The 16,172-nt window shown below is 38.1% G+C and carries 17 protein-coding genes and 1 pseudogene; 13 read left to right on the plus strand and 5 right to left on the minus strand.

What is annotated here, in order from left to right; all coding sequences use genetic code 11:
- Position 1 precedes the first annotated feature (1 nt).
- From AAZR19_RS10140 to AAZR19_RS10155, 4 genes and pseudogenes are all read left to right on the plus strand, one after another.
- Positions 2-487 (plus strand): immunity protein YezG family protein, encoded by a 486-nt coding sequence (locus tag AAZR19_RS10140; RefSeq protein ID WP_041109170.1) that lies wholly within the window; start codon positions 2-4, stop codon positions 485-487.
- Positions 488-640: 153 nt separating this feature from the next.
- On the plus strand, positions 641-1,207 hold the full coding sequence (locus tag AAZR19_RS10145) for an SMI1/KNR4 family protein (protein ID WP_041109172.1): 567 nt from the start codon (positions 641-643) through the stop codon (positions 1,205-1,207).
- Positions 1,208-1,493: 286 nt separating this feature from the next.
- A pseudogene (locus AAZR19_RS10150) lies at positions 1,494-2,336 on the plus strand (DNA/RNA non-specific endonuclease); the annotation flags it as partial.
- A gap of 6 nt (positions 2,337-2,342) precedes the next feature.
- Complete coding sequence (locus AAZR19_RS10155; RefSeq protein WP_041109174.1) at positions 2,343-2,819, plus strand: immunity protein YezG family protein; 477 nt, start codon at positions 2,343-2,345, stop codon at positions 2,817-2,819.
- Positions 2,820-2,883: 64 nt separating this feature from the next.
- On the opposite strand, the gene AAZR19_RS10160 is transcribed toward AAZR19_RS10155, so the two are convergent.
- Positions 2,884-3,345: a macro domain-containing protein gene (locus tag AAZR19_RS10160; RefSeq protein WP_025093264.1), complete on the minus strand. Its 462-nt coding sequence runs from the start codon at positions 3,343-3,345 to the stop codon at positions 2,884-2,886.
- Positions 3,346-3,573: 228 nt separating this feature from the next.
- Here AAZR19_RS10160 and AAZR19_RS10165 point away from each other — a divergent pair, with 228 nt between their 5' ends.
- Positions 3,574-4,155 (plus strand): undecaprenyl-diphosphatase, encoded by a 582-nt coding sequence (locus AAZR19_RS10165; RefSeq protein WP_041109176.1) that lies wholly within the window; start codon positions 3,574-3,576, stop codon positions 4,153-4,155.
- Positions 4,156-4,206: 51 nt separating this feature from the next.
- Here AAZR19_RS10165 and AAZR19_RS10170 read toward each other — a convergent pair whose 3' ends face one another.
- A complete protein-coding gene (locus tag AAZR19_RS10170) occupies positions 4,207-4,578 on the minus strand; it encodes an iron chaperone (RefSeq protein WP_087975393.1) in 372 nt (123 codons plus the stop codon).
- Positions 4,579-5,121: 543 nt separating this feature from the next.
- Between AAZR19_RS10170 and AAZR19_RS10175 the strand changes: the two genes are divergently transcribed.
- Positions 5,122-6,234 carry a tetratricopeptide repeat protein gene (locus tag AAZR19_RS10175; protein ID WP_041109178.1) on the plus strand — a complete coding sequence of 371 codons (1,113 nt, stop codon included), beginning with the start codon at positions 5,122-5,124 and terminating at the stop codon, positions 6,232-6,234.
- Between the two features lie 730 nt (positions 6,235-6,964).
- Here the strand turns inward: AAZR19_RS10175 and AAZR19_RS10180 are convergent.
- Both AAZR19_RS10180 and AAZR19_RS10185 read right to left on the minus strand, forming a co-directional pair.
- Positions 6,965-7,660 (minus strand): YoaK family protein, encoded by a 696-nt coding sequence (locus AAZR19_RS10180; RefSeq protein WP_434703043.1) that lies wholly within the window; start codon positions 7,658-7,660, stop codon positions 6,965-6,967.
- A gap of 67 nt (positions 7,661-7,727) precedes the next feature.
- The gene (locus AAZR19_RS10185) at positions 7,728-9,560 is read right to left on the minus strand and encodes a DNA ligase D (protein ID WP_434703045.1); all 1,833 of its coding nucleotides are present in this window, start codon (positions 9,558-9,560) and stop codon (positions 7,728-7,730) included.
- Positions 9,561-9,675: 115 nt separating this feature from the next.
- On the opposite strand from AAZR19_RS10185, the gene AAZR19_RS10190 reads away from it, so the two are divergent.
- Complete coding sequence (locus AAZR19_RS10190; RefSeq protein ID WP_434703047.1) at positions 9,676-10,524, plus strand: Ku protein; 849 nt, start codon at positions 9,676-9,678, stop codon at positions 10,522-10,524.
- A gap of 23 nt (positions 10,525-10,547) precedes the next feature.
- Here AAZR19_RS10190 and AAZR19_RS10195 read toward each other — a convergent pair whose 3' ends face one another.
- The gene (locus AAZR19_RS10195; RefSeq protein ID WP_434703049.1) at positions 10,548-10,991 is read right to left on the minus strand and encodes a DUF2188 domain-containing protein; all 444 of its coding nucleotides are present in this window, start codon (positions 10,989-10,991) and stop codon (positions 10,548-10,550) included.
- A gap of 165 nt (positions 10,992-11,156) precedes the next feature.
- On the opposite strand from AAZR19_RS10195, the gene AAZR19_RS10200 reads away from it, so the two are divergent.
- From AAZR19_RS10200 to AAZR19_RS10225, 6 genes are all read left to right on the plus strand, one after another.
- Positions 11,157-11,630 (plus strand): VOC family protein, encoded by a 474-nt coding sequence (locus AAZR19_RS10200; RefSeq protein ID WP_076839712.1) that lies wholly within the window; start codon positions 11,157-11,159, stop codon positions 11,628-11,630.
- 48 nt (positions 11,631-11,678) lie between these two features.
- Positions 11,679-12,092, plus strand: coding sequence for an Rrf2 family transcriptional regulator (locus AAZR19_RS10205; protein WP_087975390.1), 414 nt, complete (start codon positions 11,679-11,681; stop codon positions 12,090-12,092).
- 100 nt (positions 12,093-12,192) lie between these two features.
- Positions 12,193-13,044: an SDR family oxidoreductase gene (locus AAZR19_RS10210; protein WP_226014830.1), complete on the plus strand. Its 852-nt coding sequence runs from the start codon at positions 12,193-12,195 to the stop codon at positions 13,042-13,044.
- Positions 13,045-13,339: 295 nt separating this feature from the next.
- Positions 13,340-13,738: an uberolysin/carnocyclin family circular bacteriocin gene (locus AAZR19_RS10215; protein ID WP_041109190.1), complete on the plus strand. Its 399-nt coding sequence runs from the start codon at positions 13,340-13,342 to the stop codon at positions 13,736-13,738.
- Positions 13,739-13,808: 70 nt separating this feature from the next.
- Complete coding sequence (locus AAZR19_RS10220) at positions 13,809-14,465, plus strand: YIP1 family protein (protein WP_041109192.1); 657 nt, start codon at positions 13,809-13,811, stop codon at positions 14,463-14,465.
- Between the two features lie 39 nt (positions 14,466-14,504).
- Positions 14,505-16,103 (plus strand): M48 family metallopeptidase, encoded by a 1,599-nt coding sequence (locus AAZR19_RS10225; RefSeq protein ID WP_041109194.1) that lies wholly within the window; start codon positions 14,505-14,507, stop codon positions 16,101-16,103.
- Positions 16,104-16,172 lie beyond the last annotated feature (69 nt).

Below are 16,172 nucleotides of genomic sequence, written 5' to 3' on the forward strand. Positions count from 1 at the left end.
AATGGAAACAAAAGAAATGGAAGTTTTACATAGAGAAATAGCTGAAGAATTAAATGGAATGATCCCAGTGGAATGGGATACAATTTGGATGTATGCAGAAATGTTAGATGATTCTGCATCAGCTCTCTTTTATTTTACAGTCCCTAATAAAGAAGAATATTATTATTCACACAATATCCCAGAACAATTTCAGGTTAGTGAAGACACATATGATAGTCTTTTAATTAACATACAAAGAAAATTAAGAAGATTAAGGGAAGAGTATGCTAAAGTACATTCAGATAAATGGACAACTGTAACAATGAAATTGACGGCATCAGGAAAAATGTCAATCAACTTTGGTTATGAAGATATACTTTCTCTAGGTATAAATATGCCAAAACGGATTGCAATATGGGCTTATGAAAATTTAGGAATATATCCAAAAAGAAAATCAGTTAGAGACTTTCTTGAAGAATACATAGAAAATAAAGAAGAAAACAACTAGCGCATTACCCTCCAAATACAGGAGGGTTTTTGTATTAGATGTGAATAGGCTATAGAAAAAGTAGACTAAGAAGATACAACTTGTTCCGACTGACTTACATAAAAAATGTACCCCATATTGGTGTAGCATCAGACTTAAGAGGAGGCTACTAAAATGAGTTTTAAACAGATTAAAGACAAACTTTATCAATACACTATTGATATCAGATCAACCAAAACAATTAGCTCATTATACGAAATGAAAGAAATAGAAGAAGAAAATGCTTATCACATTTCTCCTGATTATAAGAGTTTTATTAGTGAATACGGGGAATGTTGGATTGAGGACAATGTATATACCCATCTAAGAGAAAAACCAGTGTGGCTAGTTGGTGAATCAGTACCAGTCGAATTGTTTTATGGGTTGGAGCAGAATGATTATGATATACGAGAAGCCATAAAAACATATAAAGACCAATTGCCAGAACAAATAATTCCTATCGCAGATGCAGACGGCGGAGACCTAATTTGTTTAGATGTTAGTAAAATAAATCAAGGGAAAATTTATTTTTGGGATCATGAACTTAGAGATAGAGAACAGGATCTGTTCCTGATTGCTGATACTTTTACTGAGTTTATTGAAGGGTTATTTGTTGTTGAAGATGATGAAGATAGTGATACAGAAGATATTGATATCCAACTTAGTGACGATCTCATAAAAATGTTAAAGGAGAGAGATTAAAATTTAGACAAATCCTTTCAAGAAGACTAAACGTTTCTTCTATCTATAAGGAAATTCATTTTAATCTGAATAACTTTTAAGTTTAAAGGGTGCTAAAGTGCATCCTTTTTATTTTTTTAAAAAAACACTCTTTATGGGTGTTTTAGTTTGTATTAGCTATAGGATGTAATGCATGATTATGATCATCTAAAAGATAATCAGGATGGCTTTTAACATTGTATATTTAATTGTTTTATCAGGATTATCCACGAAGTATTATGTCATCAAAGGGAAGGCTTTTTATTATGGTGATGCATATTCTCGATCACACTGGTTCGCCTATGCAACTGGTTCTCTAGCAGAAATCGTCTTTAGTTCTAAAGGGGCAGGTGCCATTACAAAAACGGGGACAACAGCAGCCAAAACGACGGTGAAGAAAGGGCTTGAACAAGGAGCAAAATCATTAGACAGAGTCTCTATTCCGAATCTATTGCCATACTCACCAAAGTTTCAAATGGCTGGTGGCCCAAAGCTGCCGTATAACGTGTTTGACGGAGAAAATCTCAAAAATAAACTCCTCTCTATGGCAAAGCGTCTAGACAACAATTCAGGATATGGCATCTCTAAGACAGGCAGACGATTACCGGCACCAAAATCACCACCGACTGTTGTTAGCTACGGAGATCACTGATGGAAACGTAAAAAAGTATTAAAACCAAATGTTGTTTATTCAACAAAGCAAGGCTACACCTACACAACCGATCACTACGAAAGAATTGTCAAAGTCGAAGCAAGTGATTTAAAATACGGAGAGGTCAAAAGAAACCAATATGCCCAATCCAATTCAGGTAAGCCAGATCGATTACTGGATGATGACGGAGGTCATTTAATTGCGTCTATTTTTAAAGGATCAGGCGATATTGATAACCTACTTCCAATGAATTCACAGATTAATCGAAGCGGCGGGAAATGGTACACCATGGAGCAACGGTGGTTGAAAGCCTTGAATTCAAATCCACCTAAACAAGTAGCAGTGAGCATTGAACCTATCTATAAGGGAGATTCATTACGACCTGTTAGTTTCTCTGTGGAGTATAAAATTGGAGAACGTTATTCTCAAGTATTTATTAAGAATCAACCTGGAGGTTAAAACCCAATGGAAGAATTAGAAATAAATTATAAAAAAATAGCAGAATCAATTAATGAATTAATACCATGTGATTGGGATAAAGTTTGGATGTATGCAGAAATACTTGATGATTCGGCTGAGATAGTGTTTTATTTTAAAGAACAAAATGGAAATGAATATGTTAATGGACATCAAATTCCTCATAAATATAGTGTGAGTAAGTCAACATACATCCACTTATTATACGAACTTAGTGAAATTTTTGAAGCATTGAAAAAGGCATATATACAAAATGATTTAGGTGCTTGGACAACAGCTACCCTCCAATTAGATTATAAAGGGAAATTCTCTATTGAGTATGGATATGATGATGTTTATTCATTAGGCATAGACAATGTGCAAAGAATCGCAGTTTGGGAATATGAAACGTTCGGATTTTTACCCGACGATGAAGAGGATAAAGAAGCCGTATTAAATTATATAAAAAATAAAGACGATAACTAACGCACAATACCCTCCGAATAAAGGAGGGTATTTCTCATATATGTTTCATAAAACCTCATTTCCATTATCTAAACCGATAAACCGTCACCTCACAATCACCCAGTACCTCTTCAATCATCTCTTCCACAATCGTCCAATCGCCGCCAGCCAATCCGCAGCCGATCCCGTATGGAATGGCGATGGACGTTTGGTTTTTCTCCTCAGGTGATTGTGTCACTGTATCCTTTAGGTGTTGAAAGCAGCTGCGTAAGGCATCGTAGTCTGTTTGCTTTCTTGTTCTTCCGTATCCAGCTTGGGCAAATAAGTTGGCAATTGTTTTTCCGTCTTTTGTTGTGATGAGTTGAACGGAGCTTAACAAGTCATCTCCTTGTTCTTTACATAACTGTTTATAATCTTTGAACACATTCGGATATTTGCTTTTGATCTGTTTTGCTAATCCAGCTCCCATGACTCCTTTACAGTTCACTTGGTGACAAATGATGTCTTCGCTTGCCTCTAATATATTGCCGTCTACCGTTTTGATCATATGCAGTAACCCCTTTTTGATAAAATGCAAACTTATGTTCTATTATAGCAGTTTTGTTCCTGTGATTTAATAGCCTTTGATGAGTTTTTAGTTAGTACACGATGTTCAGGTGACAGCAAAGTGACAAACATATCATATGATTCCATAGTTTGTTCGTTCGATCGATGGAGGCAGACATCTCATTTCAATTATCCTTATCATAAATCAAGTAAAAAGGGATGAAATGAGATGCGGGGACTTAATGAAGATTTATTTAGACGGGTGAATGAGCTCAGTATCGATCATGGTTACTTGAATCCAATATTTATTGGACTAGCTGAATATACAGTGCTGCTGGCAGCGCTCGTGTGTCTGTTCGTATGGTTTCAAAATCGCAGCAGGTACAATAGGGCGATGGTTGTTTCTGCCGGACTGACCTTCGTACTCGCCGAGTTACTTGGGAAAATCGCTGGGGTGTTTTATTTTAATCAGCAGCCCTTTGCAGAAATGAGCCGCGTCAATCTTTTGATTCAAAAGGAAGTGAATAACTCGTTTCCGAGTGATCATACCATCTTTATTTTTTCGATTTGCGTGATCTTTTGGCTGTTTCACAAACGCCATATGTATTGGCTAATCATTGCGTGTGCTGTTGGTTTTTCAAGGATTTGGGTAGGTGTTCATTATCCATTTGATGTCTTAGCAGGAGCTGCTATAGCGTGTTTAACAGCCGTCGCCGTTGTATATTTGCCGATATGCCAAAAGAGCGTTGATGCCCTCTTGTCATGTTATGAATGGCTTGAACAAAAATTGGTAGGGAAGAGAACAAAATAATATTGTTGCAGCAAAATACCCCGATCTGTAAAGCTGAGATCGGGGTACTGTTTATTTTCGCCAAAACGTTGAACAATCCGCTTTGTCTTCGATATTAAATGCGATGATTTTTTTTAGGAGAGGATAATCAACTGGCAAGCTTTCTTTCATGCGAAACAGATTTTTTCCATGATCGTACCCAGCTTGTACAATGTCAGCTGAAAATTGATCAATGCCTTTTGCTTCTGGTGCGACAGAAATGTGATGTTTTGCCACGCTAAACCCAATAATAAATGTGCCGTGATCTGTGAACATGGGCTGATTCCAAGCAATTCTTGGCTCTAATTGAGGGAATGTGTCTTCTACCCATTGTAAGATGTCTTGAGTGCGCTGCTTCAGCTCGGGGTTACCGATTTTGCTGATATATTCTTCAAACACATGCATGATATTTTATCCTCCCAATTCATCTACCTCATAAGCCTCAGACGGGATTCGAACCCGCACTCCTTTCGTAAGCATAGGCTAGGGGCAACACGCTTCCCTACGGAATTTCACCGACAGGAATTTCACCTGTCTCAGCTCATGTGCTTTTCGGTGCTTCTGAAACCCTTGCCTTGCGACCCGCCAGCTACAATTTGTTTTACGGCGCTCTTCCCTTCTAGAGCTACTGAGGCGTGTAAGTGATTGATCATATTATATAAAGAAACTGGATAAATGAAAAGCTGCTATGAACCATCATAAGATTAGAAAGCCTCGACATTGGGCTTTTTTCATTTCATCTCAAGATGTTTATTTTAAAAAAAGGCGGAATTTTTTCGCAAATATCATTGACTAGGAGAAAGAAACGCACTTTCAATGGAAACGGTTATTGAAGATTCAAGTGATTCATATTAAAATGATGTCAAATGGACTAATTAGCAATTGCTAATAGAAGTTCCATATTTAGTGAAATCATGTGTTGCAGCTGAAGGTGATTGGGGGTGTAGAATGAGCAAAGTTCCTGTTGCGGAATTGGCATCACTATTAAATGACTGGAACATGGAAATCAAAAAAGATCATGCAGATGAGGCAGAACGGTTATTTGCCAAAGCGAAACAAGCGGTAGAGGAAATTGACGATGCGGATATTCTCATTTACTATTCTCTTCTTGAGAAGAGGCATCACATTCTGATGTACAATTTAAGAGGGCAAAAGGGCAATGTTTCAACGAAAAGTATAGAGGGTCATTATGGAAAAAAAGAAGATGACCTGTCTAACCGTCTTGCCTATTATTTTGATTTTTATGAGGGTGTGTATGAGCAGCATCAAGGTAATTATGAGGTTGCATTGCAAATGTATCAAAGTGCTGAAAAGCTCTTAGATAAAATTCCAAGTGAGATCGAACGTGCTGATTTCGATTTTAAAGTGGCATGGCTTTATTACCGGCTCAGTCATATCATGCTCTCATTAAGCTATATCCGCAGAGCGCTGCACGTCTATAAGCGGCACAAGCAGTATGAAAGAAGAACGGCCCTTTCATACTCTCTTATAGCAGCGAATCTAACGGAGATCGGCCGGTATGAAGAGGCGCTTGAGAATTATCGTCTGGCGGAAGAGGTTTTGACAAGCGAGCAGGATGATTTTATGCTGGCTCAGCACCATCACAATGTGGCCATTTTATATTCATTTTGGAACAAACCGAAGGAATCGATACGTCATCTTGAAAAAGCACTGTCCCATCAAGAGTATTATGATTCAGATTTCTTTTTCCATTCTACGTATCTGATCAGCCGGGAACTCTGTGTGATTGGTGAAAAGCAGCGTGCAAGCCAATATATAGAGGCTGCATATGCCAGAATAAAAGATGCTTCTCATGAAGTGTTTCAGCTAAAAATAGGCATCGTACATGATCTTTACTTAACGCATGCGCCACAAAGATTTCAGCAAATTGATGAGAAATTAAGAAAGTTAGAAGAGAAGAATGAATATCATGAAGTAAAAGAGCTATCACAATTTGCAGCAAAATATTGTGAAAAGCAAGCACTTTATGAGCAGTCTGTTTTTTACTTGAACAAAAGTTTAGAAGCGGATTTACATATGAAAAGAATGGGGTTGATTTAAGATGAAAACAGGATTAAAAGTATTATTCGTTGTCGGTTTAGCGGTCGCTGCGACTGTTCTATCGCAAGACGTTGCGGGTTCATTCGAAGTTGCAGAAAAAATCATTGGTGGTTAATACCTTTATCTCTCGCCCTTGTTGATGATCGTCAGCAAGGGTTTTTTTGTGTCTTTAATAGGCTCTTCTTATTAAACGCTGCAAGAACGTTTAATAAGAAGAATTCGCAACAAAGGGGGTGTGCAAATTTATTACCTGCTCCATTATTCTAAATAAACATAGGGCAGAGCAACAAGTTAAAAAGGTCACTTTTCTTTGCTTAATTTAATTTTTTGCAGGACTTTTCATTCAAATTTTATCAAATTGGTCTAATGTACATAGAAGGAATGAAAAAGCAGGAGCACCGCCCCATTTGTCATGCATAAGATGAGATAAGGTCTGATTCGAAGGCAGGTGATTGTATGTATCCACGGGTTTATGGTGGTTTTCATGGAGGCGGTTTTAGCGGAGGTGGGGCACATATTGGGCCGGTTGGTTCCCATATCGGCTTTGGCGGGTATTATTTGAGTCCTGGTGTATTCTCTGGCTTAGGCGGTTTTCCCGGGTACGGAGGATTCGGGACATTTTCTGGATATCCATATGGTTCTACGTTCATCATGGGACGCCCTCCTGGTTTTTATGTCAGGAGTTATTAGTGTAAGATCACAATAATTGAAATAGCCATCTAAAGAGAGGCTATTTCAATTGGTGAAATTGCTTCAATCCAGCAGTGATCACAATGATGCCTAGAATGATGATAGGCATCCAGATGATGATAAACGGATCGTAACGATCTGTGTATGCAGCAATAGCTGCACCTAGGCAGTAGAAGACAATAGAGCCTATTCGCATCAAGCTTACAAGCTGGATAGGGGCCTTTCTTTTCTCTCGGTATGATATACGCTGAGCTGCATCTTCAAATAGGTTAGCAAGTGTACTCGTGAGAACGGTTGTGGAAATGCCAGCAACATTCAATTTACGAGCGGCCGCCGTTTGCATGCCCATAGCCATACTTAAAAGGATGATCAGCATAAAGTAAGCACCTTGTGTATAAGGGAAAATGGTCATGAGAGCAAATAGAAGCAAAATCATCAATTCGATGATAAAAATGCGTGTTACGGCTTTTGGCCAAAACGTTTTCTCGTGATTTCCGCCTATCACAACTGCAATTAAAACCCCTAAAACGAATCCACTTAGCGCAATGATGGAATGAAGGGCTGTTAGCTGCAAGGAGCTTCCTGCTGCAATGCCAAGCAGCACAATATTACCTGTCATATTGGCTGTAAACACATGCCCTAGGCTTAAATAGCCAATCACATCCACAATTCCTGCGGAAAGACATAAGAAAATCAAAGCTGTATTTCGAAATGAATGTGCGGTCAAAATAGTCATCCCTTTCTTCCTCTCTAATGAATAAGTGTAACGCTTCATGACCGCAAATGTCCATCTGATGAGATGGTCACATGTGTGCAAGCTGATGTAAGACTTGTCTAAAAGCATCATCATTCACAAGGTGCCTCATACGGCGGAATGGATCGCCCTTTTCCTTTAAACGCTCTATAACAGCTGGCATCGTAAAAAGAGAAGGATGAAGCTCATCATGATAGAGTTCGTCCCATTCAAGCGGTGTCGCAACAAGCCCAAGCTCATTTCCTCTTGGAGAATATGGAGCGATGATTGTTTTCCCAGCATCGTGCTGAATGTAGTCTAAATACAAGCGATTGCCGCGTTTTTTCTTAAGACGTTCCAGAGTAAAAAGATCCGGTGCTTGCTCACATAAAAATTGGCATATGAACGCAGTGAATTGTCGTGTTTCTTCGTATGTGAAGGCGTTTTTCTTTAAAGGAATATAGACTTGAAGCCCTTTACCTCCGCTTGTTTTAATAAAGGCTGTGAGAAAAAGCCCGTCTAAAAGCGCTTTGATTCGTTTAGCAGCTTCTATGGCTAGATGAAACTCATTTACAGATGGCGGGTCTAGATCAAAGACGATTTCTGTCGGCCGATCCGTATCTCTTGTCTCAAAAGGGATATGAAATTCCATCGCCAGCTGGTTGCCAAGCCAAAGAAGCGTACGAGGATCATTACAGACCGTATAAGAAATATCATCAACTTCATCTGTTAAAACAAAATCCGGCGCATAATCAGGTGTCGACTTTTGATAAAAGAATTCGTCTCCAGTGCCATGCGGATACCGAATTAAAGTAAGACGCCTTTCACGTAAAAAGGGCAAAAGGTAGGGAGCCGCTTGTCTTAAATAAAGTAAGTAATCTGCCTTGTTTAGTTGAAGAGCCGGGACAATCGGTTTTTCAGGGTGAGTGACTTCTATAGCAGCAGGGAGTGGATACAGCTGTTTGAGCATTTGCTGAAATGTACATGCTGCTGGATCCGCATCCAGTAAAAAGGAAGTAAAACGCGGCTCTCTTAACGCCGATCCATCAAAGGATATACAAGCAATGCTGGCAACGATAGAAGGAGGGATTTCGTATAAAGATCCTCCTGTTAACTGGCCTTTTGTCTGAAATAGCGTACGCAGCGTTTGTTCTTCTTCTTTAGAAAAACCATGCTTGAATTGGACAACCTCGATGAGAGCCGAATCTTGATAAATGGAACCTTGAAAATAGCCATTTTCTTTGTCAAAACGGGTGACAATGACAGAGACATACCGCCAGTTTTTCATCTTAAGCCATTCTTTTGAACGAGTATTGTCATGCCATTTACTCGTCTTTTTTTTCGCTACTAGTCCTTCTGCTAAATACGTCGTCATCACGTTTTTCATGTGATCAGAGTCTGGGTCTGTATGAATGACCTGCAAAAGGGAAGGGTGCTCTAGCTGAACTGATGAGGGGAGCTTCGCTTCTTGGAATAATTGCTGCAGCTGATTTTTTCTTTCCATCAACGGTGAATCAACGAGGGGTTTCCCTTTGCAGCTTAATAGATCGAATGCAATGAAATGACATGGAAATCGTTCAGCCTGTCTTTGGATGGCTTCTTTGTTTTTCAGCCTGCCTCTTTGCTGAACCTTCGCAAACTCACTTTGCTGTTCACTTAGTAAAAAGACCAATTCTCCGTCAAGTGTCAGCGGTAAAAAAGGAGCAAATTGGTCTCTTAATTGTTCGCATTGATCCATCACTTCAGGAAATTGCTTATTTAGCCGTTTTCCGGTCCTGCTTTCTAAACGAATCTCGTCTTCTTCCCATACAAGAATAGCCCGAAAGCCATCATATTTTAATTCATATACCCAGTCTGCACCGGCAGGTATATCATGTGCAGGTGTTAATCGCATAGGTTTCATTGTGCATGTCACTTCCTTATATCATGTGTTCTTAGAGTGGGATGAAATTTTCAATCACATACATAAGTCTGATGAAAACATTACATAGTAAGGAGAAAAGAACGGAGGAAGCGCGATGCATACAGTATGGAAAGGCGGCATTAGTTTCGGATTGGTCAATATTCCAGTCAAGCTGTTTACCGCTACAGAGAACAAAGACATTAAATTAAGACAGCTGCATAAAGAGTGTCACACGCCCATTAACTACAAGAAAGTATGTGCCAATTGCGGTGAAGAAGTAGCGCCGGAACAAATCGTCAAGGCGTATGAATATGCGAAAAATAAATTTATTGAATTGGACGATGAAGAGCTGGAAAAACTGCGAAAAGAAAATGAAGAAAAAGCCGTTGAAATCATTGATTTTGTAAAAATTGAAGAGATTGATCCAATCTATTATGAAAGAAGTTATTTCTTATCACCGGATACCGGCGGAGCGAAGGCTTATTCATTATTAAGAAAAGCTTTAGAGGAATCGGGGAAAATTGGTGTCGCAAAGATTATGATCCGCTCAAAGGAACAATTAGCAATCGTTAGGTGCTATGAACATATTTTGCTGATGGAAACCATTCATTTCCCTGACGAAATTAGACAAGTATCAGATGTACCGAATATCCCCCAAGAGGAGAACATTGTAAAGAAAGAGTTAGATACAGCACTCCTTTTAATCGAGCAGCTGACCACGACATTCGATCCAGCGGCATATCAAGATGAATACAGAGAACAGCTGATGAATTTAATTGGCAATAAAATATCTGGAGAACATACCGTTCAGCCAGAAACGACAGGCAAAAAAGATCCTGCAGCCAATGTGACTGATTTGATGGCCGCACTACAAGCCTCGATTGACCGATCAAAACCAGCCAAAGCGAAAAAAGCAGCACCTAAGAAAAGAAAAACACCAGCGAAAAAAGAAAAGAATGCATAAAACAAGACCGCTGACAAGCGGTCTTATTGCGGCTTTAACACGTCCTGAATCGTCCCGTCTTTTCGGTGAATGACAACGGAAGTTCCTTTATTAGCTGAAATCTCCTTTGCACGGTCAATTGCTTCTTGTTTTGTTTCTTTGACCTCACTTGCTCGTTTCGCTTTCTCTGTTTGAATCGCCCAGCCTTCCGCGTGTTTCACTACATGCTGCGCATGATCCATGAGCTCTGGTCTTGCGGAGCTGCTGCTCTCTGAAGGTTTGACAGAACCATGAGATGAAAAATTCTCTACCTCTTTCTCTGTTGCGTTCTTTTTCCACTCTTTCGCTTGACTGATTGCAATTGGAATGGCTCTATTTTCCTCATATCCTTCCTGGATCATTTTATTGGCAATCTCAAGCGCTTTTTTTCGAATGACGTTGTCTAATGATTGAAATGAAGCTGGATAATCGTTCATCGTCCAAGGCATATGGACCGCTCCTTTCTTTTATTTTATTTGAACATCTTCCCCCATCTGCAAAGGGTCAAACATACAATGTCTCTCAAACTAATGTTAGGGATAAAATACATCGTTTTGCTGAGGCAGAATATCATCAACTCCTGCAGAATAGAAGGTAGAAAAGGAGTGATTTTGATGATGATGAAAGGTTTATATGAAGCACATTTACCTGTGAGTGACTTGAAGACATCGATTGCGTTTTATGAAAAATTGGAATTGACACTTGCTCATGAAAATGAACGAGTTGCTTTTTTATGGATTGAGAAAGGAAAGAGCTGGCTTGGCCTGTGGAAAGTAGATATGAACAATTTTCCATACCATCCCTCGACTCGGCACGTTGCCTTTCAAATTACAACGTCCAGTATCGAACAGATTAAGACTTGGCTGATTGAAAGAGGCATCAGCATTCACCCAATGTTTGGTTTTTCAGAAGAAAAGCAGCCTTTAGTTCTCGATAATCCGCCGCAATTTCATGCAGCGATCTATTTTCTTGACCCAGATGAGAATCTGCTTGAATGCATTGCGCCGCTTGAGCTTGATACAGGAGAAGACTACGATATCATGACATATGAGGACTGGGATCGAAAGAAAAATCCGTTTATTGATTGACAAAATCACTCATTGTAACTATATTAATTACAACGGTGGTGAAATATTGTGAAACAAATTAGCAGCAGGTATCCGATTGCTGTTCATATTGTGTCATTTATTGCAGGTGTTTCAAAAGAGTGTACTAGTGATTTTATTGCAGAGAGCGTGAATTCAAATCCAGCCATTGTTCGAAAAATGATGGCAATGCTCAAACGGGCGGGTCTCATTGAGATTCGCCGAGGAGTAGGCGGTGCTTATTTAAAAAGAGCAGCTGAGGACATTACGCTGTTAGATGTGTATCGTGCTGTGGATGTAAGCGAGGATGAAGAATTATTTAACTTTCATCAGCCCGTCATCGCATGCCCGATTGGTCAAGCGATGGACACGAGACTTCGGCATGAACTAAAAGAAGCACAAGCTGCACTTGAGAATCACCTAAAGCAAGTGACAATTCAGCAATTATTGACAGAGACGGAATAAAAAGCTCATACATTGGAGCTTTTTTTACACCTTTGTTGTAACCATTTTGATTATAACGTATGCACATCACCGTTGAACGAAAAATGAGGAGGTCAAACAAATGAAATTATTAGTAACAGGCGCAACAGGACAACTTGGATCGCTCGTCGTCAAGCATTTGCTCACAAAAGTACCGGCTGAACAAATTGCAGTCAGTGTTCGAAATCCGCAAAAAGCAGCACATTTGAAGGATGCTGGGGTGGATGTACGCCGTGGAGATTTTACTCAGCCAGACACCCTGACATCAGCATTTGAAGGCATTGACCGTCTGTTGATCATTTCAACGGCGGATGGAGACCGCGTCGAGCAGCATAAAGCGGCAATTGAAGCGGCGAAAGCAGCAAATGTGAGGTTTATTGCTTATACAAGTGTTGTCAATGCAAGAGAGAGTCAGCTTGTCCTTGCACATGACCATGCCAAAACAGAAGAAGCCATTTTGGCCTCTGGCATTCCTCATGTATTTTTAAGAAACAACTGGTATGTAGAAAATGAAAAAGACACGATTCTGGCCTCAGTCAGCGGTGCACCATTTTTAAGCCCTATTGGCGAAGGGAAGGTTGGCTGGGCAACAAGAAATGACTACGCCGAAGCGGCAGCAAATGCGTTAACACTTCCCGTACATGATCAGGAGATATATGAACTGTCAGGACCGCTTCGATCACACACTGAACTTGCACAAATTGTTAGTAAGGTGAGTGGAAAAGAAATCAAAGTAGAAAAAATAGATGTAGACACATTTGGAGACTTTTTAGCTTCAAATGGTGTACCAAAAGAAGCAGTGCCATTTGTCAAAGCCATTCAAAGCGGCATACGCGATGGTGCTTTAGCTGTCGAAAGTGAAGATTTCGAAACATTACTAGGCCGGCCGTTAACACCTATTGAAGAAAGAATTCGTGAATTGATTTTAAAATAAACATTGAAAACGCTCTTAAAAGGGCGTTTTCTCATGTGGATTATGCTTCAAGCATCATTAAGTTCCTCTCCAACTGTAGCCCTGTCAATATAACGTTTTTTTATATAAACAGATCAACTCAATGGTTAATCTCCCTCTTATTTTTTCTACTCTTACATCAGCTTTATACCCGTAGGAGTTAACAATCTTTTAACCAACAAAAAATAGTAAAAAAGTATCTTTTTTTCATATGATAATGTTGAACTCTAATTTTATTTATAGTAATATTATATAATAATAGGAGGAGGTGGTAATTGTGGGAAAAATTAATAGTAAACATTCTAAAATCCTAGCCGCTTTTGGGATGGCCTTTTTATCTATTTTAGTGATGTTTGGAACTATTGGGTCACCAGTGAAGTATAATCAAAACGAATTTAGTAATTCTAATATTCAGACTTTAGAAAAATCATCATTAGAAGTGAACCTTGCCAAAATCATTAATAAATATAGTAAAAAGACTACTTGGAACCAGGCTCAAAAAAAGGCATCCAAAATTGTCAACATGGTGATGACGGGGTCTGACGTTGCTTCGGCAATATCTATAGTGTTAGGTGCCTTTTCATTTGGAACCGTAACGGCTATCGCTTGGGCAGCAAGGATGTCATTAAAGTGGTATATCAAACGAAAAGGTAAAAAAGCAGCTGTTACATGGTAAGTAATGAAGAGTAGTTATGATTCTCATAACTACTTCTTCTTTACTAATTACGTATAAGGGGAGCCGTGTGATGAAAGGAATTGTAGAGGGCGTCAAATCATTCGTATCTGTATTATTTGAACCAATATCTTTATTTAATAAATTAATTGAAAAACCTAAGAATTTTTATCCGTTCATTTTAATTATGCTAATAGGAATATTTTTAGTGCTATCCACCTCACAATTTTTAATACAGGAAATTTCTCACCTGTTTGAATTAGAAGAAAAGTTGTCTAATTCAGCTATCATTATTGGTATTTTCACTTTTATTATAAGTGGGGGATTACTTATAGAGTGGTTGATTCAAGCAATTGTCATCTATTTTATGGTATCACTGTTTTCTACTGAAAACCGGGAATTCAGAGCGGTATCCAGTATTATCGGTTATAGTTGGGTTCCTATAGCCATTAAGGTGTTTTCTTTCTCGTTATTAGTTATGTTTTCTGGAGAATTGTACGAGATTAAAGGATTTTCTGGTATATTAAAAGATACCGATAATACTCTTTTAAGCAGCTTTTTAAAAAATATAGATTTTTTTGTTATTTGGCAGTACATAATCATGTATTTAGGTGTGAAAATTTTGTTAAGGGGTTCTAGTAAGTGGATGTCCATAATGATTATCGCTTTCACCTTCTTACTAAACACAATTTTAAAAATAATTCCAGAGATTTTCACTTCATTTATGTAATTGTTTTAACCCTATAATCAGTTAGTAGGATGTGATGAAATGTTACGAAAAGCCTCACTTTCTTATTTTATTGCAAGCATTATTACAATAATAGTCATTTTGATTGAAGTTGGTATCCGTTCAGCAGTTGTTTCTCCATTTGTTCTACTTGATTCGAACAAAGATAATAATCCAAAAGTATTAATCTCCCATTCCCTTTATCAAGGTGATTTTTTATTAACTTATCAAGAAGGTCACTCCAAAGATCGATCAGAAGCAGCCTTTCAATTGGGGGGAAAGCAAATACATTTCACGGAGATTCCATCTAGGGATGGAATTAGCACAATTGAAACTGACAAATTAATGAAAGATAAGGCAACAGTTTTTCTAAGAAGAGGTTTTGTACCTATTCATGATGATAAAATCAAGATGGAACAGGTATCGCAAAATCCTTTTTTCTCTAAATACAATCTAACGAATTTAACAGAAACTACTAAGGTCAAAACAGGTTTTAAGCATAATACCACATATATTATATTAATTACGTTAATGGGAATTCTTTTTCCAGCTATGTTATTTTTATTTTTTAATCTTCATGAATCTATGAAAAACCTATTCACATTATTTATTCCCTTTGTTTTAGCCATTTTTCTTCCCTTGGGATTAAATTATTATTTCTTAATGGGATATGTGCTATCAATAACAGGATCTTATGTATTAAGCATTATTCTCTCTATACTTGTACCTAGTTTCCTGTCAATTTTATTGACAGCTTATTCATTTGAGTATACTACAAAAGATACGCCTGAAGATTTAGAAGAAAATGAAGGCGCGTCAGGAAATTCGTTCTTAATGAATGTTAGGGAGCAAGTTGTTTTGTTTGGTGCTGCCACCTTATCTTTGTTATATTTCGGATCATATTTATTACTTCCTTTGTCGTTTCAAGCGAAGATGATGGATAACCTTTTTCTATTTTGTGGCTGGTACTTCGCCCTAATCCTATTATTTATTTTTGGTTACTCAATCATTCAAAAAATAATAAACAAATATGAACTTTTAAATACGGAAGCATTCATGAATATTCGCAAGGATATTGAGAATAAGACAAACCAAAAGGTAAATATTTGGGTGAAAAAAGACTCTCAACAGGATGTGAATGCATGGATATATTCTTTTAAACTTCCATTTAAAAGAAGAGTCGATGTGTATGTGACAGAAGGGTTGTTAGATAAGTTTGATAAAGATGAAATTCGTGCTATCTTATACCATGAAATGGGGCATGCGAAGTTAAAACATGCGCATTATACCATGTTTCTAACTTTGATCGTAACATTATTTATGGGCATCAGTATGTATTATGCCAGACAGGTTATGCTTGCTAACGGATGGTGGCAATATGTTCTTATTTTCCCAGTAGGAGTAATTCTCATGATTTTCATTACGGAATGGTTGCCAAAGAAAATCAGCCGGTTATTTGAGATTCAGGCTGATAACTTTGCAGTTTCCCATCTTGAGAATAAAACACTGTATCTCAATACTTTGATTAAATTAAGCAGTCTTATTGAAGAAGAAGAAGGAGATTATGGAAGAAAGTCTGAATGGCGTGAAAGTCACCCCTCATTTGAAAAACGAATTGAGAACATAAAGAAAACCAATTGATTCAACAAGGTGATTATATGAAGGCTAAACTGAACCATTCCAAATATAATTGGCTAAAACTATTTATAA

Source organism: Bacillus sp. Je.9.29.b (assembly GCF_051129925.1).
Lineage (GTDB): Bacteria > Bacillota > Bacilli > Bacillales > Bacillaceae > Bacillus > Bacillus safensis.